Genomic DNA, 26,133 nt, shown 5'->3' with positions numbered 1-26,133 from the left:
CGGGCCCCACAAGGGAAGAAGGAAGAGGCGTTGCCATCACCATTTGGACTATCGTCACGATTGCTGCACTATATCAGTGCATAACTGACCGGATGGGCCGGGGAGAACAGGGCGTTTGAAGGAATCACGAATCAAGAAACCGGAACGGCAGCAGCGCCTGTTCGGGCTGTCGACGCCGCTTCGGTCGGCCGTCATTCCGCCGCTGTCTGCGGCGCGCTGGCTGCTGGTGCTGATCGTTGCCGCCGGCGTCTATTTCTTCCACGGTTTCCTGTTCCCGGTGCTGGCCGCCCTCGTCATTGCCTTCGCCAGCTGGCCGCTCTACCAGAGGATGCTTGCAGGCGTTGGCGGCAACCGCACCATCGCCGCCACGTTGGCCATCCTGTTCATCCTCGCCTTCCTGGTGATTCCGATCGCGCTTGCGGGCACCTATGCCATCAACGAGGTGCGCGAATGGGTCGGCTGGGCGATTGAGACCAACCGGCACGGCGCCACGACACCGCACTGGATCGCGACCCTGCCCGTCGTGGGCGATTGGCTGAACGAGCAGTGGACGACCAATCTCGGTCATCCCGGCGGCATCGGCGAGCTGATCCAGCTGATCAGCGGCGCCAATATCGGCAGCATCTATCGCGGCGCGCTTGCCGCCGGCGGCAGTGCCTTCAGCCTTTTTCTGACCCTGCTGTTCATGATGATCGCCCTGTTTTTCGCCTATCGCGACGGCGAGAATTTCGCCGGCCAGATCGACCGTCTCGGCGAACGCATCCTGCCCACCCGCTGGGAGCGGATCTCGCGCGTCGTGCCGGCGACCATTTCCTCGACGGTGACCGGCATGACCGTGATCGCCATCGGCGAGGGGCTGGTGCTGGGCATCGCCTACTGGCTGGCCGGGGTGCCATCACCGGTAACGCTGGGCGCGCTCACCGGCGTGATGGCGCTCATCCCCGGCGGCGCGCCATTGTCCTTCACGCTGGTCTCGATCTACCTCGCCGCCAGCGGCTCGCCAATACCGGGGCTGGCGCTGTTCATATGGGGCACGGTCGAGCTGTTCATCGTCGACAAGACCTTGCGGCCGAAGCTTGTCGGCGGGCCGATAAAACTGCCCTTCCTGCCGACCTTTTTCGGCTTGATCGGCGGCGTCAAGACGATGGGTTTTCTCGGCCTGTTCATCGGCCCGGTGCTGATGGCGCTGCTGGTCGCGATCTGGCGCGAGTGGCTGCGCGAGGTGGAACTGGCCGACGAGACGGCCGCCACGTCGGCGACCGAAATCGAGGCAGGTCCGCAGATCGATGTCTTGCCGGAACCTGGTGCCGCGAAGAAGGCCAGCGCCTGATACCGACCTCTACGCCGGATGGTGTACCGCGAGGTCGCTGCGGCGCTTGCGTCCATCATGCAGCTGCCAGAGCGAATGGCCGACCAGCGTGACGATCAGGATGCCGCCGCCGACCAGGCTGTTGCGGGTCGGCGTCTCGGCGAAGATCATCCACACCCAGATCGGCGCCAGCACCGTTTCGAGCAGGTAGAACATCGCCACCTCCGGTCCTGAAATGTATTTCGGCCCGGCGGCGAGGCAGAAGAACGAGATCGGCATGATGACGGCGCCGTTGAAAACGATCCACCATGGCGCGTTCACGTGAAAGCCTTCGCCGGTCACCATGAAGGCGGCCAGCCCAAGCGGCAGAAGGACGCCAATGAGCGAGGTGAAGCCCATATCCTTGCCGCTGGCGCGCGAAAGGGTGATGGCGACCGCGATGAAGAAAGCCGAGCACAGCGCCATGAAGTCGCCGAACAGCTTGCCCGTGCCGAACGAGCCGCCGACGATGACCAGCACGCCGAGGATCATCACCAGCATCGCCACCATGGTCACCAACTGCGGCCTCTCCTTCAGGAATATCCACGACAGCAGCGCCGCGAACACGGTGTTGAAGGCCAGGATGAACACCAGGTCGGCGGTCGAGGTGTGGAAGACCGCGGTGACGAAGGTGATCGAGGTCAGCCCATAGCATATCGCCACGATCAGCCCGTCCCAGCCGGGGATGAGCGGCGGGGCATTGCGGCTCAGCGTGCGCCAGACCGACCAGATGATCATCGCGGCGATGAAAGTGGTTCCGGTGCGCAGCAAAAGGATCGTCCACGCGCCGCCATCCGCAAGGCGGATCAACGGTATGTCGACAGTCAGTATCAGTCCGCCGAGGGCGGTTATCAAAAGGCCCTTTTGGTGATCGTGGTGAGAGGACATGCAGGAACTTTCGCAATTGAATTGCAGGCGGCGGCCGATCGGCGCAAGCGCGCACTCTCTCCAGCCGAGCGGCTGAAAGACCAGCATCCCCTGTCTTGAAACAGTTTAAGCGTGGATCGAGGGAAAACTCGGCGTCAGACCGCTTCGTTCGTGTAGCGCTCCCAGCCTTTTGGGCCGAGATGCTCCTGCGGCATGAAGCGCATCTTATAATTCATCTTGCGCGAACCATTGACCCAGTAGCCGAGGTAGACATGGGGCAGCCCCATCGCCCTGGCGCGCGCGATATGGTCGAGAATCATGAACGTGCCGAGCGAGCGGCTTTCGAAATCGGGATTGAAATAGGAATAGACCATCGACAGGCCGTCGGCCATCTTGTCGGTGAGCGCCACCGCGATAAGTTCACCCTGGCCCTTGCCGGTGATGAAGGTGTCGGGCCCCCGCCGCCGGTATTCGATCACCTTGGTGTCGACATGGGTATCCTCGACCATCATGGCGTAGTCGAGCACCGTCATGTCGGACATGCCGCCACGGCGGTGGCGGGCGTCGAGATAGCCGCGAAACAGCGAATATTGCTCGGTCGACGGCTCGGCATTGTGCATGGCGCCGACCAGGTCGGAATTGTGCTGCAGCACGCGCTTCATGTTGCGGCTGGCGGTGAACTCCTGGGCCAGGATGCGCACCGATACACAGGCGCGGCAGGTCTCGCAGGCGGGCCTGTAGGCGATGTTCTGCGAGCGCCGGAAGCCGCCTTGCGTGAGCAGGTCGTTCATCTCCGAGGCCTTTTCGCCGACCAGATGCGTGAACACCTTGCGCTCGAACTGGCCGTCGAGGTAGGGGCACGGCGACGGCGCGGTCAGGAAGAACTGCGGCGACTGGGTCGGATGCTGCGTCATCGAGCCTTGGAAACACTCCTTCGAATCGCTCTACCTTTGGCTCGGGCGGCGAAAAATTCAACAGGATTGTGAGGGTGAGGTCGACTCAACACCTTCACATTTGCGCTCAAGGGGCTGCGACTTCTCTTGAGGGCCGGTTTTAGCGGTCAGTACGGCTGACGACCGTGCCAAGCAAAAGATCGTGCAGTGTGCGCTTGCGGTCGGAAAACAGGGTGACCAGCAGGACCAGCGGCGACAAGATGACGTTGCCCGCCCAGAACAGCACGGAATGGACCACAGCGGTGAGGCCGTCGATCGGTCGGCCGTCGAGACGGTCGAGGCGGATGCCCATCATCTTCATGCCAGTAGTGGCCTGGTCGGTGCTGCCCAGCGTGTTCCAGATGTAGAGGATGGCGACTGCCGGCACCAGGACGCCGAACAGCATCCAGCCGAGGCCGAGCGTCAAAAGCCCGAGGAAGAACACCAGGATGGCAACCGGAATGCTCAACAGGCCTACGATGAGGTAGTCCAGCAGGAAGGCCAGGATGCGCCTCGTGCGCACGCCTTCGAAAGCCCTGACATCGTCGAGCCGGGTGTTGATGATTCCGCCGTCGAGAACGCGAGCGTTCATGTCATTTCCTCGTAACAGGGTCCGACATAGGGTGCGGACCGCTCGATGATGAAATGGTGAAGGCTCGCGGCGGAATCAAGATCGGGCCTTCGCCGGCTCGCACGGCGGGGCCAGACGGCCGACAGCCCGAGCCTGTTGAATTCGCGGCGCGGATGGCGTTAGCTTGTTGCGGCGCAACAAAATGGGCGCCGAGGGGCAGGGACGGGGACATATGGATTACGACATGCTGGTCATAGGCAGCGGCCCTTCGGGCCGCCGCGCGGCGGTGCAATCGGCCAAACTCGGCAAATCGGTGCTGGTGGTCGACCGGGGCCGGCGTCTTGGCGGCGTCTCGGTGCACACCGGCACCATTCCCTCGAAAACGCTGCGCGAAACGGTGCTCAACCTTTCGGGCTGGCGCGAGCGCGGCTTCTATGGACGCGGCTACCGGGTCAAGCAGGACATTTCCGTCGGCGACCTGATCGAGCGCCTGCACAAGACGCTCGATCACGAGGTCGAGGTGCTGCAGCACCAGTTCATGCGCAACACGGTCAAGAGTGCACGCGCGGCGGTGAAGTTTCTCGGCCCCAACAAGGTCAGCCTGACATCGGACAATGGCGACTACAGCGAAGTCGGCTTCGCCAATGCGCTGATCGCCGTCGGCACCCGGCCGCATCGGCCGCGCGACGTGCCCTTCGACAAGACCCGTGTCTTCGACAGCGACGAGATGCTTGAACTCGACCGCCTGCCGCGCACGCTGACGGTGATCGGCGCCGGCGTCATCGGCGTCGAATACGCCACGATCTTTTCCGCGCTCGACGTACCGGTGACGCTGGTCGAGCCGCGCAACTCGATCCTCGATTTCGTCGACCGCGAGATCGTCGACGATTTCATCCACCAGATGCGGGATCGCGGCATGACGATCAGGCTGGGCAGCGCGGTCAAGGAAATCCGCTCCAAGCCGGAGGCCGCCGAGGTGGAACTGGCCGATGGCCGCACCATCCGCTCCGAAGTCGTGCTCTACGCCGCCGGCCGCACCGGCAATGTCGGCAGCCTCGGCTTAGACGTGGTCGGCATCGAGGCCGACTCCAGGGGCCGCATCAAGGTAGATCCGCAGACCTTTCAGACCAGCGTGCCCAACATTTATGCCGCCGGCGACGTCATCGGCTTTCCGAGCCTCGCCTCCACCTCGATGGAGCAGGGCAGGGTGGCCGCCTGCCATGCCTTTGGCGTGACCTTGCCACCGCCGCCGGAAACATTCCCCTATGGCATCTATGCCGTGCCGGAGATCTCGACGGTCGGCCAGTCCGAGGAGCAGGTGCGCCAAAGCGGCGGCGCCTACGAGGTCGGCGTGGCGCGTTTCCGCGAAACATCGCGCGGCCACATCATGGGCGTCGACACCGGTTTCCTGAAGCTGTTGTTCTCGATCGAGACGCGGCGCCTACTCGGCGCGCACATCGTCGGCGAGGGCGCCACCGAACTCATTCACATCGGCCAGGCGGTCATCAATCTCGGCGGCACTGTCGACTTCTTCGTCAACAACACCTTCAACTATCCGACCCTGGCGGAAGCCTACAAGATCGCCGGGCTGGATGCCTGGAACCGGATGGGGCGGGGGTAAGGTTACCCCTCCATCTGGGCGAGCAACGCCAGCATGACATCGGCCGACGGCATCGGCAGCACCGCCTCGATTTCCGCCGGCCGCACGCCGGCGATGGCGTCGGCATCACCTGCCACGGTGCCGAGCGGCCCGCGGAACCCGTGTTTCGACCAGGCCAGTTCCTGCAGCTTCGGGCTTGTCAGCGCCTCCAGCAACCTGTCGACCGCCGGATCGATGACGATCAGCGGATGGGCGGAGTAGACAGTCGGCCTGGGGTAGAGGATTTCGGGCTTGGCGCCGGCGCCGGCCTGCACCCTTTGCCAGCGTGCGGGATCGGCGAGCGCCCACTCGACCAGCTGGTTTTCGTAGCCCACCACCATCGGCTCGGCGCCAAGACCGCCGGCGATATACTGGTCGAACAGCTTTCCCGAGGATGACGACTTCAGGCCCATGCCGCGGAAGATCGCCTTGGCCTGGTCGCCATGCTGGGCAAGCAGTTCCTGGGTCGCCACGTCGCCGCTCATCAGGCTGAGCACCAGCCCCGCGAACATGAAGCCGGAGTTGGAGCGATTGGGATCGGTCGAGACGATGCGGGCACGGCCATAAAGCTCGTCGATGCCGAGATCGGACCAGTTCTTGCCGGCCAGGATGGCGTCGAGCAGAGCCTTGAGATCGAGCTGGTTGTAGCCGCCCTTGGCGGCGACCGTGACCAGGCCGCTCTTCTTCAACCCTTCGACCACCGGCCCCCAGGTGTAGACGACGATCGGCGAGTTGAGCACCACCTGGTCGTTGCGGATCGAGACGCCGTTCTTGCGTGCAAGGTCGACCATGATCGATGAGGAGGGCCACAGGAATTGCGGCTTTTGACCAAGCAGGGCCGGCTCGCGCACCATCTCCACCGAACCGGCGACACGCGCGTCAAGCTCCAGCCCGTAGCCTCCAAGCGCATGAACGACATCGGGATCGGCCAGAAATGCCTGCTTCTCGCCACCGATGAAACCGAACAGATGCGCCTTGTTGCCGAGATAGCCGCGGAACTCGGGACGATCCTTCAGCGCCAGATAGCCGCCGGTGCCGGCAGCGGCGGCACCCAGCAGACCCAGTCCGAAAGCGCGGCGCGAAATGGCCATCAGCGTCCGATATCCTCTTTCAGCGACTCCTGAATGAGTCGCAGGTCGACGTCGAGCGTACCGAGTTCGCTATCGGCCAGGCTGTCGGCGTAATGCACGAAAGCATCCTGCAGTTTGGTGATCACCGCGCCGACATTGGCAAGCCTGGCCTGGCTCGGTGCGCGCCGGTTGGCCAGCGTCGCGTATCCTTCCGCCACTTCCGCCGCCTGGGGCACGTAGTAGGTGAGGAAACGCCGCACCGAGGGCGCGGTTTCCGGCTTCGTCTCGACCTTGGCAATCACATCGGCGGCGATGTCGGACAGGTTCTTCACCTTGGCCTTCATGTCCTTGTCGCCGATCGACCCGGCCGCTGCCGACAGCCGGTCCGCGGCTGGCTGCGCCTGCGCCAGCAGTTCGCGGGCGAAGGCCACCTTGCTGCCGCTGAGCGTGGTGAGGTCGAGCCCCTCGAAAAGCTGGCGCGGCGCCAGCACGAACACCAGCCCGGCAAAGACGAGCGCTGCGACGACGGCCGACACCAGAAACGGGAAATGGGTGTAGAAGCTCAGCCCCAGGAGAAGTGCGGCCGAGACGGCGCCTGCCACGATCCAGTTCCAGTCATTGCCGAAGCCGCGCATCCCGGCAGGCTCTAATTGTAGCCGCGCGCGGCGCGGAAGGCGCCGGCCAGATCGCCGCTGCCGTCGAAGACGCGCGCCGACGTTGCCTTGGCGAGGCTGTCGAGCTGGCTCTTGTCGGCGTCGCCGAAGGTGACTCCGAAGACCGGCACGCGCACAGGGGCGCTGCGCCAGTGAGTGAGAAACAGGTCCGCACCTCCGTCCGTGCGGCCATCGGTCATGATGACAATGGCCGGCAGGTATTTCGAAAGATCCGCGGTGGCCACGATCTTCCGCAGCGCCTGGTCGGCGCAGGCGTACATGTCGGTGCCGCCGCCGGCGCGCTGCTGGGCAACGTCCGCCAGCAGTTCGCTCTGGCCCGCCGCGTCGCCGCTCGCCTCGAACGTGTCGCGCACCACGGCGTCGAAAGGCAACACGAAGATGCGGTCGGACGGCGTCCACTGCACCAGAACCTCGCTCGCCTTCTCCGGCGTGAACAGGAATTGCGCGGCCGCCTGCAACTGTTTCTCGCCCTGGTCTTCCATCGAGCCCGAGAAGTCGAAGCACAGCGCCGTCAGCGAAGGCTTGCGCAAGGCCTCCTGGTAAAGGTCGAGCGCCTTGCGGATCACGGCCGGCTCCGGCATGCGGATCGACGTCACCAGCTTGCCGGGATCGAAATTCCAATCCGGCTCGGCGGGGGCCTGGATGGCCGCGCCGCCGAGCGGCAGCCGCCGGCCGGTGTCGGCGATCCGTTTGCGCACCGCGTCCGACTGAAGGTAGGCGAGCAGGTCGGTGAAGAATTTCTCGACATCGGCGCCGCGCCCGTGGTCGATGAAACCGAGCGGCGAGTCGCCGACAGCGACGCCGTCGGCCGGATAGATGGCATAGAGCGGCTCCTTGCCCATCTGCTTCAGTTTGTCGTTGGTCTCCTTCAGCGTCGCCTCGTAGTTCCACATCGCATCGTAGACGGTGCCCTTGCCGGCGCTGTCGACATAGAGGTCGGCGAGCCAGCCCGACGAACCGGACGAGCGTTCGACACCTTGCAGCAGGGCACTGACGGTATCGTGCACGGCGGGATTGTCGAGATCGCCCGGCTCGATCACCTCCTTGCCGCCAAGCGCGCTCGACAGCATGGCGAGGTAGGCGCTTGCGCCGGAATTGGACTGCGTCGCCGATGTCATCAGGAATTTGAGCTTGCCGTCCTTCACCGCGGCCAGGATGTCCTTCATGAACACCGGCTTGCCGACCCAGCCGAGTTCGGCGGCCTTGGATTTGCGCACGCCGAGAATAACCGGCATCTGCGCGATCGAGGTCAGGTTGCGCACCTTGCGGCCGCTATCGAACAGATCGACCCAGACACTGGAGGCCGGCCAAACCGCGTCCTGGTCGAGGCCGCCAGGTTTCTGCAGGCCAAGCCCGATATCGAGCGAGCCTTGATATGAAATGGTGCAGGTCGCCCCTTGCTTGGCGCAGAATTCCTGCACGATCGGCTCCAGCACCGTGTTTTCCGAACCGGAGACGATCGAGAATTTGACATGGCTCGAATTGCAGGCCGCCAGCAGCACCGCGAAGGCGAGCAGGAGAACGGACGTCAGCGTCTTCGGCATGGCGGTTCCGATCAGGCCTTGGTCAGCGCTTTCTTCAAGTCGATCGTCATCTGGTCCATCTGCTTTTCGGCGTTGGCCCGCTTCTGGCGGCCCTCCTGCTGGACCTTGAGCACGCCTTGCACCGTGTCGATGAGGTCGCGATTGGCCTGCGCCAGCGTTTCGACATCGACGATGCCGCGCTGCGCCTGTTCCTCGACCGAGATGGCCTGATCCTTCATCATTTTCGACGTCTGGCGGATCATCTCGTTGGTGGCGTCGGTCACCGTCTTTTGCAGTTCGAGCGCCGACTTCTGGTTGGTCAGGCCAAGCAGGATGACCATCTTCTGCTTCCAGGCCGGCACGGTCAGTGCCGAGGTCGCCTGCAGGTTCTCGATCAGCGTCTCGTCGCCGGACTGCACGATGCGGATCTGCGGCAATTGCTGGATACCGAGCTGACGCGCCTGCACCAGGTAGAAGATGCGTTTTTCCAGCCGGTCCAGCGCCTGCACGGCGTCCTGATAGGTTTGTGCCTCCAGCGTGCCTCCGGTGTCGCCGCTCGCCGAATCCGCCGCGGCCTTCAGCTTCGGCAACTCGTTGGCGCGGTAGTCGTCGACGAATTTCTTGCCGGCCTGCACATAGGCGTCGAGCTTGAGGATGGAACCCTTGGTCTGCTCATGCAGGTCGTCGAGCACGGCTATGTCGCGCCGCAGCGTGTCCTTGTGACGGTCGAGTTCGAGGCCGATGCGGTCGATCTGTCCCGCCACGTCCTCGTACTTCTCCTTGAAGCGCTCGAGCCGTGCCTTGAACGAGGAAAACAGGCCGCTGAGAAAACCCTGGTCTTTCAGCGAGGCCGGATCGAGATTCTTGGCCTTCATGATGATGTCGGTCAGGAGATCGCCGGTGTCGCCGAGATCGCGGTTGCGCAACTGGGACAATATCTTGTCGGCATAGTCGCTGACCGCCTGCTGGGCCCGGTCGCCGAAGACCGAGATGGCGGCGCGGTCGCGCACGTCGATCGTGTCTTCAATTCGGGCGATTTCGGCGGGACTGGCCACGATTGCAGGCAATTGCGACGTATCGTCGAGCAGAGTGACGCTGTTCTTGTCGGTCATGCGGACCTCCCCTCAGTGAACAGTATCTCGATAGCCAGTATGTAACAGAGGTATGTCGCCGCTGTGGACAATGGAAGATGGGGCCGCCAAGGCGGTAAATAAACGCTATTTTTCAGGCCGTGGGTTCCACGGGCCCTTTCCCGGCCCCGGATCCGCCCAGCCATTGCCCGACGATCGCCGCGTCCGGGTCTCCGATTTCATGGCCCGATGGAACGATGCGGGCGTCGATCTCGCTTCCGTGCCGGCTGAGCAGCGTCACCAGCGCCGGCGCGAAAGGCCCATAGGTCTCGTCGGCGGCTCCAGCAATGATGAGCGTCCGTGTTCCCGCAAGGTCCGTCGAAGGCACTTGGTCGAGCACCGGCATGGGCCTCAGCAGCACCGCCCCGCGGACAATGCCGGGATGGAGCAGCATCAGGCTCGAAACCAGATTGGCGCCGTTCGAATAGCCAAGGAATGTCGCGCGATCGAGATCAAGCCCATGGCGCGCGGCGGCATCCCTTGCGAATGCCGCGAAGGCGGCGGTTTCGGCACGGATGCTGTCTTGATCGAAACGCGTCGGCGTGATTCGCTCGAACCAGCGAAAACCCTCCTCCTGGGGTACACGACCACGCACCGCGACCAGCAATGCATCGCGTGCCATGCGCCTTGCCAGCTCCATCATGCTTGTCTCGTCGACGCCCGATCCATGCAGCACGAACAGGCAATCCCGGCTTTTTTCGCCGGTGCCGAGGACACGATGGGGAAAGGCCAGATCCAGCGTCAGCGCGCCGTTTTCGGCATTGTCGCCAATCATCTCGGATCCCTTTGATTACATGAGGTTTCGCTGAATTTGCCGGCTTCAAAACGCAATATTTTCTTGCTCCGCGAAAGTTGATTGAACCAGGCGCATTCCAGCCCGTTTCTGCGCCGATATACTCCCCGTGGGAGGAATCGAAGCGGTGCGTCGGGGGTCGCATTGCTGGACATGAACAACCAGCTTTGAGGCCTTTTGTCGATGACCACCCCTGTTTTGCCGGATCGCAATTTGCGTATCCCGGATCGCAATTTGCGTATCCCCGAACGCGACACGCGTATCGATGTACTGCGCGCCTTGGCGCTGCTCACCATCTTCATCGACCATGTGCCGGGCACGGCTTTCGAGACGCTGACCTACAAGAATTTCGGCTTCTCGGACGCGGCCGAGGCCTTCGTGCTGATATCCGGCATCTCGGTCGCGCTCGCCTACGGCGCCAAGTTCAGACCGGGTGGCCGGCTTCTGGCGACCCTGAAGATGTGGCGGCGGGCCGGTGTGCTCTACGTTGCCCATATCGTCACGACGATGGTGGTGATGGCGCTGTTCTGCGCCGTGGCGGTGTTTGCCAGGCGGCCGGAACTGCTGACGCTCATCAACATCGAACCGCTGATGAAGAACACGCCGCAGGTGCTGGTCGGCATCGTCACGCTCGGCCACCAGCTCGGCTACAACAACATCCTGCCGATCTATGCGGCACTGCTTTTGATGGCGCCGGCCTTCGTCCTGTTCGTCAGCTACAGGCCTGTCGCGGCGCTTGTCGCGTCCGGTGCGTTGTGGCTCGTCGCCGGCATCTGGCAGATCGCGCCGCCCAATTATCCCGAGCCCGGCTTCTGGTTCCTCAACCCGCTGTCCTGGCAGTTCCTGTTCAACATCGGTCTTGCCGCCATGCTGCATGTCAGGCGCGGCGGTGTCATTCCGGTCAACCGCTGGCTGGTCGGCGCGGCCGCGGCCTATGTGCTGGCGGCGCTGGTATGGGTGCATAGCCCGCTCTGGGGCCAGATAACCTGGTTCAACCTGCCGGTGGTGATCGGCGGCTTCGACAAGACTTTCCTGTCGCTGCCGCGGCTGTTGCACATCCTGGCGGTCAGCTATCTCGTCGTCGCCCTGCCGGCGCTCTCCGGCCTGTTCCGCACCAGCCCCGACCATCCGCTGGCGATACTGGGCAAACGATCGCTGCCGGTGTTCATCGCCGGCACGGTGATCGCCATGGTCGCGCAGGTGATGAGGCTGATCAATCCGGGCGGGTTCGTCTATGACAGCCTGCTGATAGCGGCCGGCATCGCCATGCAGTTCGCGCTCGCCTTCTATCTCGAATGGCTGTCGACCATCGGCGGCTCGGGCAAGGCCCGCACGACGCAAAAGGATCCCGCACCCGTTCGTGCGCCTTTCGGCCTCTCCGCGGTGGCAAGAGCCAATCGATAGCGGTTCGGGGCCGCGCGGTTCAGCCGCGGGGAGGGGCCGACGAGGCCCGCACGATCAGTTCGACCGCCAGTTGGTGCCGGCTGACCGGCCCGTCGCTCTCCAGAATCGCCTTGACTGCGAGGCGGCCCATCTCGGCGATCGGCTGGGCGATCGTGGTCAAAGGCGGCTCGGACACCGCTGCTTCGGGAACACCGTCGAACCCGACCACCGAAACATCGTTGGGCACGTTGAGCCCGCGTGCGTTCAGCCATTCGAGCGCCACCAGGGCCATCCTGTCCGACATGGCCAGGATGGCGGTCGGCGGCGCGTCGGCGGCAAAGATGGTTTCGAGCCCAGCCTTCGTGCTGGCGACGTCGTTGGCGGTTTCATAGACGGGCACTTTGGATGCCTCCACGCCCACCCTGGAAAGCTCCTGGAGATAGCCGGTGAGGCGGTCGCGGGTTCCCGCATAGGCCGCGACCCGAATCTGCTCGGCTGACACGAGACCTGTTCTGCCGTCTGCGAAAGGCAGGGCCAGAACAGCGAATCGACGATGTCCGAGATCGGTGAGATGGCGCGCCGCCCTGCCGGCGCCGGCGATGTTGTCGACGCCGATCGCCGCGACCGAGCCGTCCTCGGAGTCGAGGTCGAGCGCGACAAAGGGCAGTCTGCGCTCCCGTGCCAACTCCACCAGGCGCGAGCCGCCTTCGATGCAGAAGACGATGAAGCCGTCGACCAGCGCGCTTTGGATGTTCCAGGCAAGCTGCTCGTTGTTGGCGGCCGAGACCAGGGAGATCCCGGCTCCCGTCGCATCGCAGGCCCGCGAGATGCCCGCCATCATGACGCGCGCGAACGGATCCTCGAAGAAATAGGAGAGGGGCTCGGCGGTGGCAACGCCGATGGCGTTGACCTTGCCGGCCCGCAGCAGCCGGCCCTTTGGATCGGGCCCGCCATAACCCATGGCCTCGGCGGCCGCGCGAACCCGTTCGCGGACTTCCTCGCGCACGATCTCGGGGCGGCTGAAGACATTGGAGGCCGTGCCGTGCGAAACACCGGCGGCCTTGGCGATGTCGGCCAGCCGGACAGGTCGTCGATTGCCTGCGGTGAGTGACGCCATTTGCGCGTGCCTCCTGACATGCATGTAGCACGTTCCCGGGCCGCATCTAGCACTTTCGTTGGATCGATTCAAATTTTGCTTGACCGGCGATGGTACTAGCTTTATATTTGAATCGATCCAATTCGTATTTGTGCTGCTGATTGATCAAAAGGAGGAGCCGCCATGCATCCCGTCAACTATCTGTTCGATGACATCTATCGCAACGTCTGGAACATCGGGCCGTTCGCCAACAAAGCGAGAGGGCGTGGTGAGGCGGGTCCATGGATTCGCGACCTCCGCTTTCTGGTGGAGCGCAAGCGGAGCTGATCAGTCGGCTCTTTTCGCGCGTTTTATTGAATCGATTCAAGAGAAGGAGCATGAGTCATGCATCCCATCAACCATCTGTTCGAGGACATCTATCGCAACTATTGGGGCATCGCGCCGGCCACCGAGCGGCCGGAGGCGCGGCGCCGGACAAAACCCGCCGCACGCAGCCGCGTCCTTTGGGTCCGTTCGGAACGCCGCCAGGATTGAGCCTTCCGGGCGTTTAGGCGCGTGGATGCGCAATAGCGGAGATTGCTATCGCCAGCCAGCCTGCGATGAGCAGGGTGCCGCCGATTGGCGCCGACATCGGAAACAGTCGTGATCCCCAGAAATCGCGGGCGAGGAGATCGCCCGCGAAGAGCAGCAGCCCGGCGAGCAGAATCAGGCTTGCGATGCGCAGCCAGCGGTTTGCACCGGCAAGGCCAATGGCGAGAAACACCGGTGCATGCATCAGGAGGAACGACGCGGCCGTGCCGGTGAAAGCGCCGCCGCGATGCGCGGCCGCCGCAGAAAGCGCCACGCCCGCCGCGCCGACGAGACCGCCGGCTAGCACGAGGAGGCGGCTGCCGTTTGTATCAGCGAGGTTCATGATAGGCATGTTCCTTCCTTGGTAGGTCAGTCAAGCCTCAAGGCTTGCCCGCTTCCAGCGCCATATGCCGTGTCCGCCGCGACTGGACAATCCAGTTGTAGACCGCGCCGCCCGCCATCAGCACCGACGTGCCGAGAAACACCGCCGGCATGCCGAAATGGCCGCCGACAAAACCGCCGGACAACGGCCCCGCGACCTGCCCGACATATTGCGCCGAGATCGCCAGGCCAAGCACGTTGCCGCCGACGCCGTCGGGGATGTTGTGCCTGATGACGCTGGTGATGCAAGGCAGCAGGCCGCCCAAGGCCAGGCCCATCAGGAAACGCAGGCCGATAAGCTGCCAGCTATCGGTCACAAAAGCCTGGGGGATGAGCAGCAGTGCCGAGGCGGCCAAGGCTCCCACGACAACATTCCAGTGCCCGACCCGGTCCGCGAGCTTGCCGAGCCAGGACGCCGACAGGATGGTGCCCAGCGCGGCCGCCGACATCACCACGCCGGCGACGAGCGTCACCCGGCTCTGGTCCTCGATCAGCTGCTGCACATAGACGGTGATGATCGGCTCGATCGACATTGTGGCGAAGGCGAGGAGCATCCCCGTCACCAGCATGGCCACGACAGGGCGCTTGTCGGGAATCTGCGACCAGCCGCTCTTCGGCTTCGCCGTTGAGGCCGTCCTGGCTGCTTGCGGGCGCGGGTTCTCCTTGATGAGGAAGGTCGTCGCCAGGAAGGCGAGGAAGATCACCCCGCCAGACAACAGAAAGGTGGCGCGAATGCCGATCACCGGCGGCAGCGCGCCGCCGAGCAGGGGGCCGACCAGCGAGCCCGCCGTAATGCCCGCCGACAGGACCCCGAGCGCCCAGCCGGAGCGCTCCTTCGGCGTCTGCATGGCCACCAGTATGGTCGAGCCGGAGGAATAGCCGCCGGCAAAGCCGATCAGCAGCCGCAGCAGCACCAACTGCCAGACGGTCTCGACCATGCCCGTCAGCGACATGCAGATCGCCATGCCGAAGGAGGCGCGCACCAGCATCACCTTGCGTCCGTAGCGGTCGCCCAGGCGTCCCCACAGCGGCGCGACCATCGCGGCGGCGAAGAAGGTGGCGCCATAGGCGATACCCGACCACTGTACGATGGCCGCATGGCCCTGTGCGCCGAGCTGTTCGACATAGAGCGGCAGGAAGGGCAGGAGCAGTGTCATGGCGATGAGCGTGCTGAACGAACCCGCGAAACAGACGGCGAGATTGCGACGCCAATGGATGTTGTAGCCGCCTTGCCCTGTGTCTTCCTGTGCCATGTCCTGCCTGCCCGGTATCGGTGCTTGTCGCCGATACCATTTTGGGATACCAAACTGGTATCCGTCATGAACTTCAAGCCGGCCGCTGTCAATGCGGCTTCGAAAAGGATGCGTGATGTCGCAGATGCAGAATGTCGAACGGCAGCTTCGCGAGATGATCCTGGGCCTCGAGATCGGTCCCGGCGAAAAACTGACCGAACGCTGGATCGAAGGCCAGTTCGGCGCCTCACGCACGCCGGTCAGGGCGGCACTGCTGCGGCTGGAGACCGAGGGGCTAGTCGGCAGGGACGGGCGCGGCTGGACGGTGTCGCCCATCAACCTCGCCGAACTCGAGCAGATCGCCGTCTATCGCGAAGCGGTCGAGGTCGCGGCGCTGCGGCTGACATGCAAGCAAGCCGAGAAGGGTGCCATCGATGTCATCGAGGCGATGCTCGATTCCTGCGACGAAAACACCGCGCGGGAGGAATGGCATCGTGTCGGCATGGATTTCCACATCGAGTTGGCGCGCCTCTCCGGCAATGAATTCCTGTTCCGGGCGGTTCGTGATGCCATGACGCGCCTGTCGCGCGCGCGCTGGCTGGAGGTGCGTGACGAAACGGCCCTTGGCCGTGCCTGGCTGGAACATCGCGCCATCCTTGCCGCCACGCGCCTTGGTGAGGGTGATGAAGCCGCGCGGCTGCTGTCGGCCCATATCGTCGGCAGCCGCGACCGATTGGTGACGTCGCTCGCCAACGACCGACGTGGCCTTCGCGCCAGGGGATTTGCCGTCGTCGCCGCCTAGCGTGGCGGGGCGCTGGTTGGAAAAACAGGCGGCGTCTGAGGCGAGGCGCACTTTGGGCCTCGCTTCAAGCAAGCCGATGGCGTAAGAGCGGCGATGGAAAACAACCGGTTTGAAACACCCGTGACCGTCAAATCCGTCACGGCGGGAAGCACTCAGCTCTTGCGTACGGCAAGGGAGGCTTCCGACTACCTCCTCAACAACTGGCCCGGCAAGCGCAGCGCCAAGCATCGCGCGGCGCTGCAGGCTTGCCACGACGCGCTTGCCGGCGACAAGCCGGCGATGAATGCCCGACGCGCTTTCATCGCCGCGGCGAGGGAGGTGGATGTTTTCATCAGCGACAAGGCGCCAGCCTGACATAAGCCGGGCAATTTGGGGCTGGCCAATTTGGATTCGCGGTACGGCCCGCATTCGCGGGCCGCATGCCGTTACTCCTCGGTTTCGGTCTCGGTTTCAGCCTCGGGCTTCGTACGTTCGCGCGCGGCAACCTTGGCGGCCAGCTTTTCAGCCTTCTTGGCCGCTTTCTGGCGGTCGCGCTCCTTGCGTTCCTGATCGTAGTTTGGTGCTCGCGCCATATCGGCTCCTTTTGTCATTGCCTTGCGGCCCTGAGACCTGCCTAGGAGCATTAGCCGTCAAACACAACAGCCGAAGCGACAATGCGTGAATGCCGGCCGTCGAAGAGATGCGGGGCTTGCCAGATGGGCGCCACAATGATGTAGGACAGGCGGGGCGGCAATGAATTGAGATCTGCTTTCTGTTTTTGATCAAGTGACCGATGGCCACCATTTCGCGGACCGCAGCAAGAGTTTTCTACTATGCGAGAAACGTCGCGCGCGATATCGCCCCGCAAGTTCTGTTTCGCGCCAAGCTGGCTGGCCGTCTCGAAAGCGCCAGGCTTTCCGGCGAGGCGGCGCGCCGCAGGCTGAATTACTACAACAAGCTGCAAGACGGCTTCGCGCCTAGCGCCAATGCCAAGCGCATCAGCAAGCTGCCTTTCACGCCGACCATGTACTATTACGACCTGAAGGAATTCGCCCGCTACTTCGATCCCGGATTGATCATCGACCTGGAGTTCGGCGACGTCGCGAACGTGCCGAAGGTGCCCACGATCGTCAAGGACCGGCCAATCCGCGAGGGCGACCAGAACGCGGTCATCATGAAGCTCGACAAGTTTCGTCACTTCCAGATGCCGGCTGATGCCCTCTCGTTCGCCGACAAGCTGCCGACCGTGGTCTGGCGCGGCGATCTCAACAATCCGATCAGGACAAGATTCATCGAGGCCGTGCGCGACCTGCCGTTCTGTGACGCAGGCTCGCACAAGCCGAACGCCCCGGCGGAATACGCCAAGCCTTTTCTCAGCATCCGCCAGCACCAGCGCTACCGTTACATCGTCTCGCTCGAGGGCAATGACGTGGCGACCAATCTCAAATGGATCATGAATTCGAAGTCGCTTTGCATGATGCCGCCCCCAACTTACGAGACCTGGTTCGCGGAACGGCAGCTCGAAGCCAATGTCCACTATGTGCCGCTCGAAGCGAATTTCTCGGACATCGCGGACCATGTGGCCTATTTCGAGCGGAATCCAGGGAGTGCGGAGCGCATCATCGCGGCCGCGAACGCCTATTGTCGGACGTTCGACGACGAGCGGACCGAACAGGCGATCTCCCTGCTGGTGCTGTATAAATACTTCGTGCTCTCGGGCCAGATCAAACCTGATCCCGAGGTGTGGCGCTATATAACGGGCTAGGTGCGGGGCGCGCCGTTCGGACACTGCCGGAATGCGTGGCCCAATGGCGCGCAACCATGCCGCGGGAACCATCCCGCTGTTGTCCGTTCAGCGGCGCTTGTTTTGGGCAGGGGAACGATGGCCACCATACAACGAACGACGGCAAGGGTTTTCTACTATGCGCGCAACGTCGTGCGCGACATGGCACCCCAGGCGATCTTCCGACGGCGGTTGGCGGGTCGCCTCGAACAGGCCAGGCTCTCGGATGAGGCCGTGCGCCGTCGCCTGAATGACTACAACAAGCTGCGGGACGCTTTTACACCGGGCCCGGATGCGGTGCGCATCGACAAGATACCGTTTGAACCGACCATGTACTATTACGACCTGAGGGAATTTGCCCGCTACTTCGATCCGTCATTGCTCGTCGACCTGAAGTTCGGCGACGTCAAAGGCGTGCCCAAGCTGCCGACGCTCGTCAAGGATCGGCCGATCCACGCTGACAACCGCAACGCCGTCATCATGAAGTTCAACAAGTTCCGCCACTACCACATGCCGGTCGACGCTGTCGCCTTCGCCGACAAACGCCCGGCGGTGGTCTGGCGCGGCGACCTCAACAATCCCATCAGGACACGGTTCCTGGATGCCACGCGTGACTTGCCGTTCTGCGACGTCGGCTCGCACAAGCGCAGTGCGCCGGCCAAGTACAGCAAGCCCTTCCTCAGCATCAGCCAGCACCTGCGCTATCGCTACATCGTCTCGTTGGAGGGCAATGACGTGGCGACCAACCTCAAATGGATCATGAATTCCAACTCGCTCTGTCTGATGCCGCCGCCGACCTACGAGACATGGTTTGGCGAGAGCCAGCTCGAGGCTGGTGTCCACTATGTGGCGCTCGACCCCGGCTTTGCCGATCTCGGCGAAAAAGTGCGATATTTCGAAGCGCACCCGGCGGCGGCCGAGCGCATCATCGCAACGGCCAATGCTTATTGCCGCAAATTCTTCAACGAACGGGACGAGCAGGCGATCTCCCTGCTCGTCCTCTACAAATATTTCGTGCTCGGCGGCCAGATCGAACCCGATCCCGAGGTCTGGCGGTTCATCGAGAACTAGCTCTCGCTTTCGGCCTGACGCTGGTCAGATATCGCTGCGGTCGAGAACAAGGTCGGCGAGGCCGAAGCGGTCCTTTGCCGTCAGTTGCTGGTGCCAGTAGGGGTAGAGCAGGGGTGGCCGGCTGACGGCGTCGAGACGCTGGCGTTCCTCGGTTCCGAGCTCCAGGGCGGCCGCCGCGAGATTGTCCTTGAGCTGGACGTCGTTGCGGGCGCCGATCACCAGCGAGGAGACGGCGGGCCGGCCGAGCAGCCAGGCAAGCGCCACTTGCGCCGCCGATACGCCACGATCCTTGCCGATCTCGACCAGCACATCGACGATTCGCCACAGCCGGTCCTCGTCGCGGATCGGCGGCTCGGACCAGCCGGCAAGCTGGCGGGCGGTTGGACTGTCGCTGCGGTATTTGCCGGACAGCAGGCCGCCGGCGAGTGGACTCCAGACCAGCACGCCCAGCCCCTGGTCAACCGAGATCGGCAGCAGTTCGTACTCGGCCTCGCGCGCTTCCAGCGTATAGTGGATCTGCTGGGTGACGAAGCGTTGCTGGTGGCGGCTGTCGCTGACCGAAAGCGCCTTCATCACCTGCCAGCCGGAATAGTTGGAGCAGCCGATGTAGCGCACCTTGCCCTGACCGACCAAAGTGTCGAGCGCGGCAACGGTTTCCTCGAGTGGGGTGAGGCCGTCCCACTGGTGGACGAAATAGATGTCGATGACATCGGTCTTCAGCCGCTTGAGGCTTCTCTCGCACTCACGGATGATATGGTAACGCGACAGGCCCTCGTCGTTCGGACCCTTGCCGATGCGCATCCGCGCCTTGGACGCGATCAGCACATCGTTCTTGCGCTTGCCGCCGAGCGCCTCGCCGATGATCTCCTCGGACAGGCCGTTCGAATAGACATTCGCGGTGTCGATGAGGTTGATGCCGGCGTCGATGCACATGTCGATCATCCGCTTCGCTTCGGCCAGATCGCTGTTGCCGACCGCCGCGAAGGGCCCGGTGCCGCCGAAGGTCATGGTACCAAGCGTTAGTGTCGAAACCTTCAGGCCGGAACGGCCAAGGGTGCGGTATTCCATGTCAGTCCTCGCGATTGTGTTGAGTTGGGGCGCCGCGAAAGGGCGGCCCGCAATGTGACCGTGCATTTGTAGGACAATTCAGTCGGCTTGTCGCCAGGCATCGACGGTGGATCGATCATACATCGCGGAATCAGCAACGGCGGCAATCGCGCGTGGGCTGCAATAAAACCGTCACCGCCGGTCTATATTGAAGTCGGCTCAGGTGTTCCATTCCAGCCGCCGGCGGGCAATTTGGGGACGCCACAGGGAAACGACAGGCTTGCAAGCGGAGCAGTTGATATGACCGAGCTAAGACAGAATTCCCCTGCCAAGGACTGGCTTGAAGCCGAACTCGCCGACACGCTCGACGAAGATTATGAACTCGAAATGTCGGAACCGGCGCTGTCGCTGGAGATCGCCAAGATCTACAAGAACTCGCATCCGCCTTCGATCGATCGCATGCAATATTTTCGTGATCTGATCTCCTTGCAGTCCGAATTGATCAAGCTGCAATCCTGGGTCGCCTATCACAAGAAGAAACTGGTGGTGATTTTCGAGGGCCGCGATTCCGCCGGCAAGGGCGGTGTCATCAAGCGCATCACCCAGCGGCTCAATCCGCGTATCTGCCGCGTCGTCGCGTTGCCGGCACCGACCGAACGTGAGAAGTCGCAATGGTATTTCCAGCGCTACGTTCCGCATCTGCCGGCGGGCGGCGAGATCGTGCTGTTCGATCGCTCCTGGTATAACCGCTCCGGCGTCGAGCGGGTGATGGGCTTTGCCAGCCCCGATCAGGTCGAGGAGTTCTTCCACGACGTGCCGGAGTTCGAGCGCATGCTGGTGCGCTCCGGCGTCACCGTGGTCAAATACTGGTTCTCGATCACCGACGAGGAACAGCAGATGCGCTTCCTGATGCGCATCCACGACCCGATGAAGCAATGGAAACTGTCGCCCATGGACCTGCAGTCGCGCGTGCGTTGGGAACAGTACACCAAGGCCAAGGAAGAGACCTTCGCCCGCACCAACATCCCGGAGGCGCCCTGGTACATCGTCGAAGGCAACGACAAGAAACGGGCGCGGCTGAACTGCATCGATCATCTGCTCAAGCAGATGCCGTATGAAGAGGTGCCGCATGAGGAGATCACGCTGCCCGAGCGCGTCTTCAACCCGGAATATGAGCGCCAGGTCCTGCCCCGCGAACTCTACGTGCCGGAGAAATATTGAGAGGTTCCCTTCTCCCCGTCACTATACGGAGAGAAGGTGCCGGCAGGCGGATGAGGGGCAGCGCTGACCTTCTACATTTGAACTCGGCCTGCGTGAAAACGTATTCTGGGCCATTTTTGTTATCGGTGGGGTGGTCGGGAAAGGCAATCTTCGACCGGTAGCGCCGCCCCTCATTGTCCTGCCGGACATTTCTCCCCGTATAGTGACGGGGAGAAAGAGCTGTAATTAAGCCCGCTTGATAACCACGTGCGTGGCCAGCGCCGTCGCCACTTGCTCGGTGCACGCGTAGCCAAGCTTCAACATGTCGAGCCCGGCAAAAAGGTTCTCACCTTTGCCCAGCAGCACCGGCGAAATCGCCAGGTGCATCTCGTCGATCAATCTCTCCTGAAGATATTGCCGGATGGTGTCGACACCGCCACCCACCCGCACGTCCTTGTCGCCGGCCGCCGACTTTGCCTGCTCGAGCGCCGAATGGATGCCGTCGGTGACGAAATGAAAGGTGGTGCCGCCTTCCATGGTGATCGGCTCCCGCTTGTAGTGCGTCAGCACGAAAACCGGCACATGGTAGGGCGGGTTGTCGCCCCACCAGCCCTTCCACTTGTCGTCAGGCCATTCGCCCCGGATCGGCCCGAACATGTTGCGGCCCAGTATCCAGGCGCCGACATTCTCGAAGCTGCGCGCCGCGAAGTCTTCGTCGACGCCTGTGCCACCGCCATCCTCGCCGAACATCTTGCGGAAGGTGCGGGTGCCGAAAGCCCATTTGTGCAGGGCTTTTCCACCGACGCCGAGCGGATTCTCCAGGTCCTGATCGGGACCGGCGCCATAGCCGTCGAGAGACAGGCTGAAAGCGTTGACGCGAAGTTTGGACATGAGACCTCCTCCTAGAACCAGTTGTATTTTGCAAGTGGTTTCTTCTAGGTAAACTGATTTTGAATTGCAAGCGGTTTTTTGCCGAAAGGGTGTCCGAACCTCGCCGTCCGGTCAGGGCATCGCATGTCCGTTCCTCAGGTCACGGCGAAGTCCGCGTCCTGCATCAGCGGAGGCTTCGCCCGACGGTGAAACGGATCGGGTAATTATCCCACTGGAGGCATTGGCCAACCCTTTTGGGCGGGCGTTGGCTGCTGGCCGCCTTTGACTGCGCTTCAATCCTGCCGCAACAGCCGGTTTTTGTCAGCGGGAATTCGAAGGAGCCGGCGGCCGCTCGAAAGAGTGGTGACATCTCCTGAAAGGCAGTGCCCGGGAAGTCGGGGCTAGCCTTTCAGCATCACAGCCACTTCGGGCGCGAAATAGGTCAGGATGCCGTCGCAGCCGGCGCGCTTGAAGGCGAGCAACGATTCCAGCATCGCCTTCTCGCCATCGATCCAGCCATTGGCGCCGGCCGCCTTGATCATCGAATATTCGCCCGACACCTGGTAGGCGAAGGTCGGCATCTGGAATTCGTCCTTAAGCCGGCGGATGATGTCGAGATAGGGCAGGCCGGGCTTGACCATCAGCATGTCGGCGCCCTCGGCAATGTCCTGCTCGGCCTCGCGCACCGCCTCGTCCGAATTGGCGTGGTCGATATAATAGGTTTTCTTGTCGCCCTTGAGCAGACCGGCCGTGCCGACCGCCTCGCGGTAGGGGCCGTAGAAGGCCGAAGCGAACTTCGTCGCGTAGGACATGATCGCCACGTCCTGAAAACCGTTGGCGTCGAGCGCGTCGCGAATGGCGCCGATGCGGCCGTCCATCATGTCCGACGGCGCGATGATGTCGGCGCCGGCCGCGGCCTGGATGACGGCCGCCGCCGCCACCTGCTCCACGGTTTCGTCATTGACGATGATGCCGTCACGCAGGATGCCGTCATGGCCATGGCTGGTGAACGGATCGAGCGCGGCATCGGTGATGATGCCGATCTCGGGCACCGCGTCCTTGATGGCGCGGGTGGCGCGGTTGATGATGTTTTGCGGGTCGAGGATGTGCGAGCCGGTCTGGTCGCGCAAGCCGAGTTCCACATTGGGAAAGGTGGCAAGGGCCGGAATGCCGAGCTTGGCCGCGCGTTCGGCCTCCTTGACGGCCAGGTCGACCGACAGGCGAAAGACGCCGGGCATTGCGGCGATCGGCTCGCGCACATCCTTGCCCTCGACGACGAAGATCGGCCAGATCAGGTCGTCGACCGAAAGCCTGTTCTCCTGCACCAGCCGGCGCGACCAGTCGGCCTTGCGCATGCGCCTGAGCCGCCGGCTGCCGGTAACGTCGTCGACGCTGCGCGCGCCGGCTGGCTTTGTCGGGGTGAATTTGTTCATGGCCAAAACTCCGGATCGGTGGCTTTTACCACGCGGACGCGTCGCGGACCAATGCGACACGATTGTGCCAGCGTTCGAAGCTGCCCGATCCCAACCGCAAAATCTCGGTCAGGGTTGGCCATTACCCGAAAGAATCCGTGCCGCGCCTGCGATGGCCACACGGAATGCCTCGTCGAAGCTGACACCGCGGACCTGCCAGCGATAGGTGGTTCCACGGTCGGCCAAACGCCAATCGGCGATCCAGCCAAGCTCTTTGTCGCTCCATATGATGCTGCCGGCAATCGCTCGGTCTCCGCCAGCCTGGCTGGCCAGCTGATCGAGTTTTGCCATGTCGGCGGCGCGCAGCGCTTCTTCGTTCAAGCCGGCAAGCTGCGCGATCCCGGGAAACACGAGGCGCATCAGCGTTGGACCGGCGGCATTGTCGAAGGATTCGCGCATCGTTTCGCCACGGTTCTCCTCGGCGCTCAATACGAAATGCCGGGTTCCTTGTTCGGCGGTGAGAAAGACGGTGAGCGTCGGCCGCTCGCCAAGCCACGGCTTGCTGCCGAGCGACGCCAGCACCTTGTCGATCACATCAGGCTTGTAGAAACAGGTGAGATCATGCGGCCGGTCATGCGTGCCTTGCTCGTCATGGATCGGAATGCCCTCCAGCCGATCATGATAGCGGAACGAGTCGACGAAGCTGCCGGCCTTGTCGCGAAGCGCGTCCATATCGCGTCTGGCAAGCAGCCGCTGATCGCCCGAAACACGAACGAGAACCTTGTCGAGGCAAATCCTGAAGCCGAGCTGGCGGTTTTCTTCACCCTGGCCGGTGACGATGGTCTGCGACTGGTAAAGGTCGCCAAGGTCGGTCGCCCCTGCGGGGACACTGGTTGCCCACAACGCAGACAGGCAACACAGAACAAGGACAAGGCGCAAAAACTGCGGCATGGGCTCACTATCCGGCTCTTGCCTGTCGTAATGGCCGCCAACGTAGCATCGGCTGCCGCTTGCCGCCAAGACCGCGGCCGACAGGCTGCTGCCATTGACGCACCCTTGCGCCGCCTTTAGCACTTCAGTCCCGCAGGCGCGGGGGAGGGATTCTCTGGCGATGGATTTTGGCGGCGGCGATGAGATCCGCTTCGAGCGGCTGGGCCGGGCCGGCGTCGTCACGCTGACGCGGCCGAAGGCGCTCAATGCCATCACGCACAACATGGTCAAGGCGCTCGGCAAGGCGCTCGATGCCTGGGAGCAGGATGCGAGCATCAACGTCGTCGTCGTCAAGGCCGAGGGCAGGGCGTTTTCCGCTGGCGGCGATATCCTGCAGGTCTACGAGGCCGGCCGTGCCGGCAAGCCGCCGGTCGATTTCTTCGCCGATGAATACAGGCTCAACGCCCGCATCGCCCGCTTCAGGAAACCCTATGTCGCGCTCATCGACGGCATCGTCATGGGCGGCGGCGTCGGCATCTCCTTCCATGGCTCGCACCGCATAATGACCGAAAATGCGCAGTTCGCTATGCCGGAAGTCGGCATCGGCTTCTTTCCCGATGTCGGCGCCAGCCACCTGCTTCCGGATCTCGGCGGCAGCTTCGGCATGTATCTCGGGCTGACGGGAGCGCGTATCCGTTATGGCGATGCGCTGTGGTCCGGCCTTGCCACGCACACGATCAAGGCCGCCGACCAGGCAGGACTGCTCGACGAATTGGCAAGCAGCAATGACCCGAACGCCGAGTTGCGCGATTTCTTCGTCCCGGCCAAACGCGAGACGGAACGGCAGGACGTCGATTCGATCGCCCGCCATTTTTCGCAAGGCACGCTTGCCGCCGTCATTGCCAGTCTTGAAGGCGCCGCCGGCGGCGACGCCTTTGCCGAGAAGACGCTGGCCATGATGAGAAGCCGCTCGCCGACCAGCCTTCACGTTGCCTGGCGCGAGATCGGCGCCGGGCTGACCTTGTCGATGGACGACTGCATGAGGATGGAGTTCCGCATCCTCAACCGCATGCTGGCCGGCCACGATTTCTACGAAGGCATCCGCGCCGCCATCATCGACAAGGGCTCGAAGCCGCAATGGCGGCCGGCAAGTCTCGATGCCATCAGCGAGGCGGATATTGATTCTTATTTCGCCCCGCTCGGCGATCGGGAGCTTGGGCTGTGAGCGAGGTGACGTCGAGACGTGTCGTTCTGCAACCCTCGACGGTCGAGGTGATCTTCGCCTGGTTCCAGCGCGTCATCGCGGGCTACTGCCTGCTGTTCGGCATCCTGTACTGGATCAAGCTGATCGGCTTCTATCCGGGCTCGCTGTGGCGCTTCGACCTCATGCCGGTGCATTGGCAGGTGGCGGCGGTGATGCTCGCCGTGTTCTTTCCCTTCGCCGCGGCCGGGTTGTGGATGCTGGCATCCTGGGGACCGGTGATCTGGTTCATCTGCGCGGTCACCGAGACGGTCATGTATGCGGGTTTTCCCGAGCTTTTCGGCCATCGTCTGCTGATCATCGTCTCGCATGCCTGCGTGGCGCTGCTTTACATCGTCTTTCGCGTCGTCATCTACCTGCAGAAACGACCGGTACGGCACTAAGCCCTTGCGGACGTTGACCCTCGGCGATCGCCGCTGTCCGGTCCCGCGATCATTGCCTAAATCTTTAGGTTAATCATCCTTGCTCGGGTGACCGTTCGTTAAGCGTCTTGCGAAACCTCTTACCGGTAAGCTCTTGTTAGCCCTAGCGTTTAAGTCGAATTTTATGAGTATTCGATAGTGTCGCGA

Annotated in this window: 28 protein-coding genes; 12 read left to right on the top strand and 16 right to left on the bottom strand. The window is 63.1% G+C overall.

The genetic code is table 11. The features are described 5' to 3' along the window. The first annotated feature begins 115 nt into the window (after nucleotides 1-115). Entirely contained in the window at nucleotides 116-1,330 is a 1,215-nt protein-coding gene (locus FJ948_RS18870) for an AI-2E family transporter (protein ID WP_140706974.1), read from the top strand. A 9-nt stretch (nucleotides 1,331-1,339) separates the two neighbouring features. Here the strand turns inward: FJ948_RS18870 and FJ948_RS18865 are convergent, their stop codons facing one another. From FJ948_RS18865 to FJ948_RS18855, 3 genes are all read right to left on the bottom strand, one after another. Then, nucleotides 1,340-2,236: a DMT family transporter gene (locus FJ948_RS18865; RefSeq protein ID WP_140706972.1), complete on the bottom strand. Its 897-nt coding sequence runs from the start codon at nucleotides 2,234-2,236 to the stop codon at nucleotides 1,340-1,342. 134 nt (nucleotides 2,237-2,370) lie between these two features. Continuing rightward, nucleotides 2,371-3,129, bottom strand: a complete 759-nt coding sequence (locus tag FJ948_RS18860) for an arginyltransferase (RefSeq protein ID WP_140706970.1) — start codon at nucleotides 3,127-3,129, stop codon at nucleotides 2,371-2,373. Nucleotides 3,130-3,268: 139 nt separating this feature from the next. Then, nucleotides 3,269-3,739, bottom strand: coding sequence for an RDD family protein (locus FJ948_RS18855; protein WP_140706968.1), 471 nt, complete (start codon nucleotides 3,737-3,739; stop codon nucleotides 3,269-3,271). A 211-nt stretch (nucleotides 3,740-3,950) separates the two neighbouring features. Here FJ948_RS18855 and sthA point away from each other — a divergent pair, with 211 nt between their 5' ends. Then, complete coding sequence (sthA, locus tag FJ948_RS18850) at nucleotides 3,951-5,339, top strand: Si-specific NAD(P)(+) transhydrogenase (RefSeq protein ID WP_140706966.1); 1,389 nt, start codon at nucleotides 3,951-3,953, stop codon at nucleotides 5,337-5,339. Nucleotides 5,340-5,341: 2 nt separating this feature from the next. Here sthA and FJ948_RS18845 read toward each other — a convergent pair whose 3' ends face one another. The 5 genes from FJ948_RS18845 to FJ948_RS18825 form a co-directional block, all read right to left on the bottom strand. Continuing rightward, entirely contained in the window at nucleotides 5,342-6,448 is a 1,107-nt protein-coding gene (locus FJ948_RS18845; protein WP_140706964.1) for a substrate-binding domain-containing protein, read from the bottom strand. Beyond that, a complete protein-coding gene (locus tag FJ948_RS18840; RefSeq protein ID WP_140706962.1) occupies nucleotides 6,448-7,062 on the bottom strand; it encodes a 5-bromo-4-chloroindolyl phosphate hydrolysis family protein in 615 nt (204 codons plus the stop codon). The genes FJ948_RS18845 and FJ948_RS18840 overlap by 1 nt, the downstream gene beginning before the upstream one ends. An 11-nt stretch (nucleotides 7,063-7,073) precedes the next feature. Continuing rightward, nucleotides 7,074-8,645 carry a substrate-binding domain-containing protein gene (locus FJ948_RS18835; RefSeq protein ID WP_140706960.1) on the bottom strand — a complete coding sequence of 524 codons (1,572 nt, stop codon included), beginning with the start codon at nucleotides 8,643-8,645 and terminating at the stop codon, nucleotides 7,074-7,076. Between the two features lie 11 nt (nucleotides 8,646-8,656). Beyond that, nucleotides 8,657-9,736: a toxic anion resistance protein gene (locus tag FJ948_RS18830; RefSeq protein WP_140706958.1), complete on the bottom strand. Its 1,080-nt coding sequence runs from the start codon at nucleotides 9,734-9,736 to the stop codon at nucleotides 8,657-8,659. A 112-nt stretch (nucleotides 9,737-9,848) separates the two neighbouring features. After that, on the bottom strand, nucleotides 9,849-10,529 hold the full coding sequence (locus FJ948_RS18825; RefSeq protein ID WP_140706956.1) for an alpha/beta hydrolase: 681 nt from the start codon (nucleotides 10,527-10,529) through the stop codon (nucleotides 9,849-9,851). A gap of 201 nt (nucleotides 10,530-10,730) precedes the next feature. On the opposite strand from FJ948_RS18825, the gene FJ948_RS18820 reads away from it, so the two are divergent. After that, nucleotides 10,731-11,951 carry an OpgC family protein gene (locus tag FJ948_RS18820; protein ID WP_140706954.1) on the top strand — a complete coding sequence of 407 codons (1,221 nt, stop codon included), beginning with the start codon at nucleotides 10,731-10,733 and terminating at the stop codon, nucleotides 11,949-11,951. A gap of 19 nt (nucleotides 11,952-11,970) precedes the next feature. On the opposite strand, the gene FJ948_RS18815 is transcribed toward FJ948_RS18820, so the two are convergent. Beyond that, nucleotides 11,971-13,047: a substrate-binding domain-containing protein gene (locus tag FJ948_RS18815; protein ID WP_140706952.1), complete on the bottom strand. Its 1,077-nt coding sequence runs from the start codon at nucleotides 13,045-13,047 to the stop codon at nucleotides 11,971-11,973. A 162-nt stretch (nucleotides 13,048-13,209) separates the two neighbouring features. Between FJ948_RS18815 and FJ948_RS30300 the strand changes: the two genes are divergently transcribed. Both FJ948_RS30300 and FJ948_RS30295 read left to right on the top strand, forming a co-directional pair. Further along, entirely contained in the window at nucleotides 13,210-13,353 is a 144-nt protein-coding gene (locus FJ948_RS30300; protein ID WP_181173713.1) for a hypothetical protein, read from the top strand. A 57-nt stretch (nucleotides 13,354-13,410) separates the two neighbouring features. Then, nucleotides 13,411-13,560 (top strand): hypothetical protein, encoded by a 150-nt coding sequence (locus tag FJ948_RS30295; RefSeq protein ID WP_181173712.1) that lies wholly within the window; start codon nucleotides 13,411-13,413, stop codon nucleotides 13,558-13,560. Between the two features lie 13 nt (nucleotides 13,561-13,573). On the opposite strand, the gene FJ948_RS18810 is transcribed toward FJ948_RS30295, so the two are convergent. Then, nucleotides 13,574-13,939, bottom strand: coding sequence for a DUF423 domain-containing protein (locus tag FJ948_RS18810; protein WP_181173727.1), 366 nt, complete (start codon nucleotides 13,937-13,939; stop codon nucleotides 13,574-13,576). A gap of 37 nt (nucleotides 13,940-13,976) precedes the next feature. Continuing rightward, nucleotides 13,977-15,230, bottom strand: coding sequence for a multidrug efflux MFS transporter (locus tag FJ948_RS18805; protein WP_140706949.1), 1,254 nt, complete (start codon nucleotides 15,228-15,230; stop codon nucleotides 13,977-13,979). A 115-nt stretch (nucleotides 15,231-15,345) separates the two neighbouring features. Between FJ948_RS18805 and FJ948_RS18800 the strand changes: the two genes are divergently transcribed. Together FJ948_RS18800 and FJ948_RS18795 are read left to right on the top strand one after the other, a co-directional pair. Further along, nucleotides 15,346-16,011 carry a GntR family transcriptional regulator gene (locus FJ948_RS18800; protein ID WP_140706947.1) on the top strand — a complete coding sequence of 222 codons (666 nt, stop codon included), beginning with the start codon at nucleotides 15,346-15,348 and terminating at the stop codon, nucleotides 16,009-16,011. 93 nt (nucleotides 16,012-16,104) lie between these two features. Next, a complete protein-coding gene (locus tag FJ948_RS18795; RefSeq protein ID WP_140706945.1) occupies nucleotides 16,105-16,365 on the top strand; it encodes a DUF982 domain-containing protein in 261 nt (86 codons plus the stop codon). 71 nt (nucleotides 16,366-16,436) lie between these two features. On the opposite strand, the gene FJ948_RS18790 is transcribed toward FJ948_RS18795, so the two are convergent. Next, entirely contained in the window at nucleotides 16,437-16,583 is a 147-nt protein-coding gene (locus FJ948_RS18790) for a hypothetical protein (RefSeq protein ID WP_140706943.1), read from the bottom strand. A 200-nt stretch (nucleotides 16,584-16,783) separates the two neighbouring features. Between FJ948_RS18790 and FJ948_RS18785 the strand changes: the two genes are divergently transcribed. Together FJ948_RS18785 and FJ948_RS18780 are read left to right on the top strand one after the other, a co-directional pair. Beyond that, nucleotides 16,784-17,755: a glycosyl transferase family 90 gene (locus FJ948_RS18785; RefSeq protein ID WP_140706941.1), complete on the top strand. Its 972-nt coding sequence runs from the start codon at nucleotides 16,784-16,786 to the stop codon at nucleotides 17,753-17,755. A gap of 117 nt (nucleotides 17,756-17,872) precedes the next feature. Next, a complete protein-coding gene (locus FJ948_RS18780; RefSeq protein ID WP_140706939.1) occupies nucleotides 17,873-18,844 on the top strand; it encodes a glycosyl transferase family 90 in 972 nt (323 codons plus the stop codon). Nucleotides 18,845-18,868: 24 nt separating this feature from the next. Here FJ948_RS18780 and FJ948_RS18775 read toward each other — a convergent pair whose 3' ends face one another. Continuing rightward, entirely contained in the window at nucleotides 18,869-19,912 is a 1,044-nt protein-coding gene (locus tag FJ948_RS18775) for an aldo/keto reductase (protein WP_140706937.1), read from the bottom strand. Between the two features lie 279 nt (nucleotides 19,913-20,191). On the opposite strand from FJ948_RS18775, the gene ppk2 reads away from it, so the two are divergent. Continuing rightward, nucleotides 20,192-21,112 (top strand): polyphosphate kinase 2, encoded by a 921-nt coding sequence (gene ppk2, locus FJ948_RS18770; protein ID WP_140706935.1) that lies wholly within the window; start codon nucleotides 20,192-20,194, stop codon nucleotides 21,110-21,112. 225 nt (nucleotides 21,113-21,337) lie between these two features. On the opposite strand, the gene FJ948_RS18765 is transcribed toward ppk2, so the two are convergent. The 3 genes from FJ948_RS18765 to FJ948_RS18755 form a co-directional block, all read right to left on the bottom strand. Then, entirely contained in the window at nucleotides 21,338-21,982 is a 645-nt protein-coding gene (locus tag FJ948_RS18765; protein WP_140706933.1) for a dihydrofolate reductase family protein, read from the bottom strand. Between the two features lie 380 nt (nucleotides 21,983-22,362). Next, nucleotides 22,363-23,394, bottom strand: a complete 1,032-nt coding sequence (gene hemB / locus FJ948_RS18760) for a porphobilinogen synthase (RefSeq protein WP_140706931.1) — start codon at nucleotides 23,392-23,394, stop codon at nucleotides 22,363-22,365. A 108-nt stretch (nucleotides 23,395-23,502) separates the two neighbouring features. Further along, a complete protein-coding gene (locus FJ948_RS18755; RefSeq protein WP_140706929.1) occupies nucleotides 23,503-24,324 on the bottom strand; it encodes a DUF2066 domain-containing protein in 822 nt (273 codons plus the stop codon). Nucleotides 24,325-24,484: 160 nt separating this feature from the next. Here FJ948_RS18755 and FJ948_RS18750 point away from each other — a divergent pair, with 160 nt between their 5' ends. Next, nucleotides 24,485-25,528 (top strand): enoyl-CoA hydratase/isomerase family protein, encoded by a 1,044-nt coding sequence (locus FJ948_RS18750; RefSeq protein WP_140706927.1) that lies wholly within the window; start codon nucleotides 24,485-24,487, stop codon nucleotides 25,526-25,528. Further along, on the top strand, nucleotides 25,525-25,947 hold the full coding sequence (locus tag FJ948_RS18745) for a DUF6163 family protein (protein ID WP_140706925.1): 423 nt from the start codon (nucleotides 25,525-25,527) through the stop codon (nucleotides 25,945-25,947). The genes FJ948_RS18750 and FJ948_RS18745 overlap by 4 nt, the downstream gene beginning before the upstream one ends. The last annotated feature ends 186 nt before the right edge of the window (nucleotides 25,948-26,133 follow it).

The sequence above is a fragment of the Mesorhizobium sp. B2-3-12 genome (assembly GCF_006442205.1).
Classification (GTDB): domain Bacteria; phylum Pseudomonadota; class Alphaproteobacteria; order Rhizobiales; family Rhizobiaceae; genus Mesorhizobium.
The sequence above is the reverse complement of the archived record's forward strand: the minus strand, read 5'-3'. Positions and strand labels throughout refer to the sequence as shown.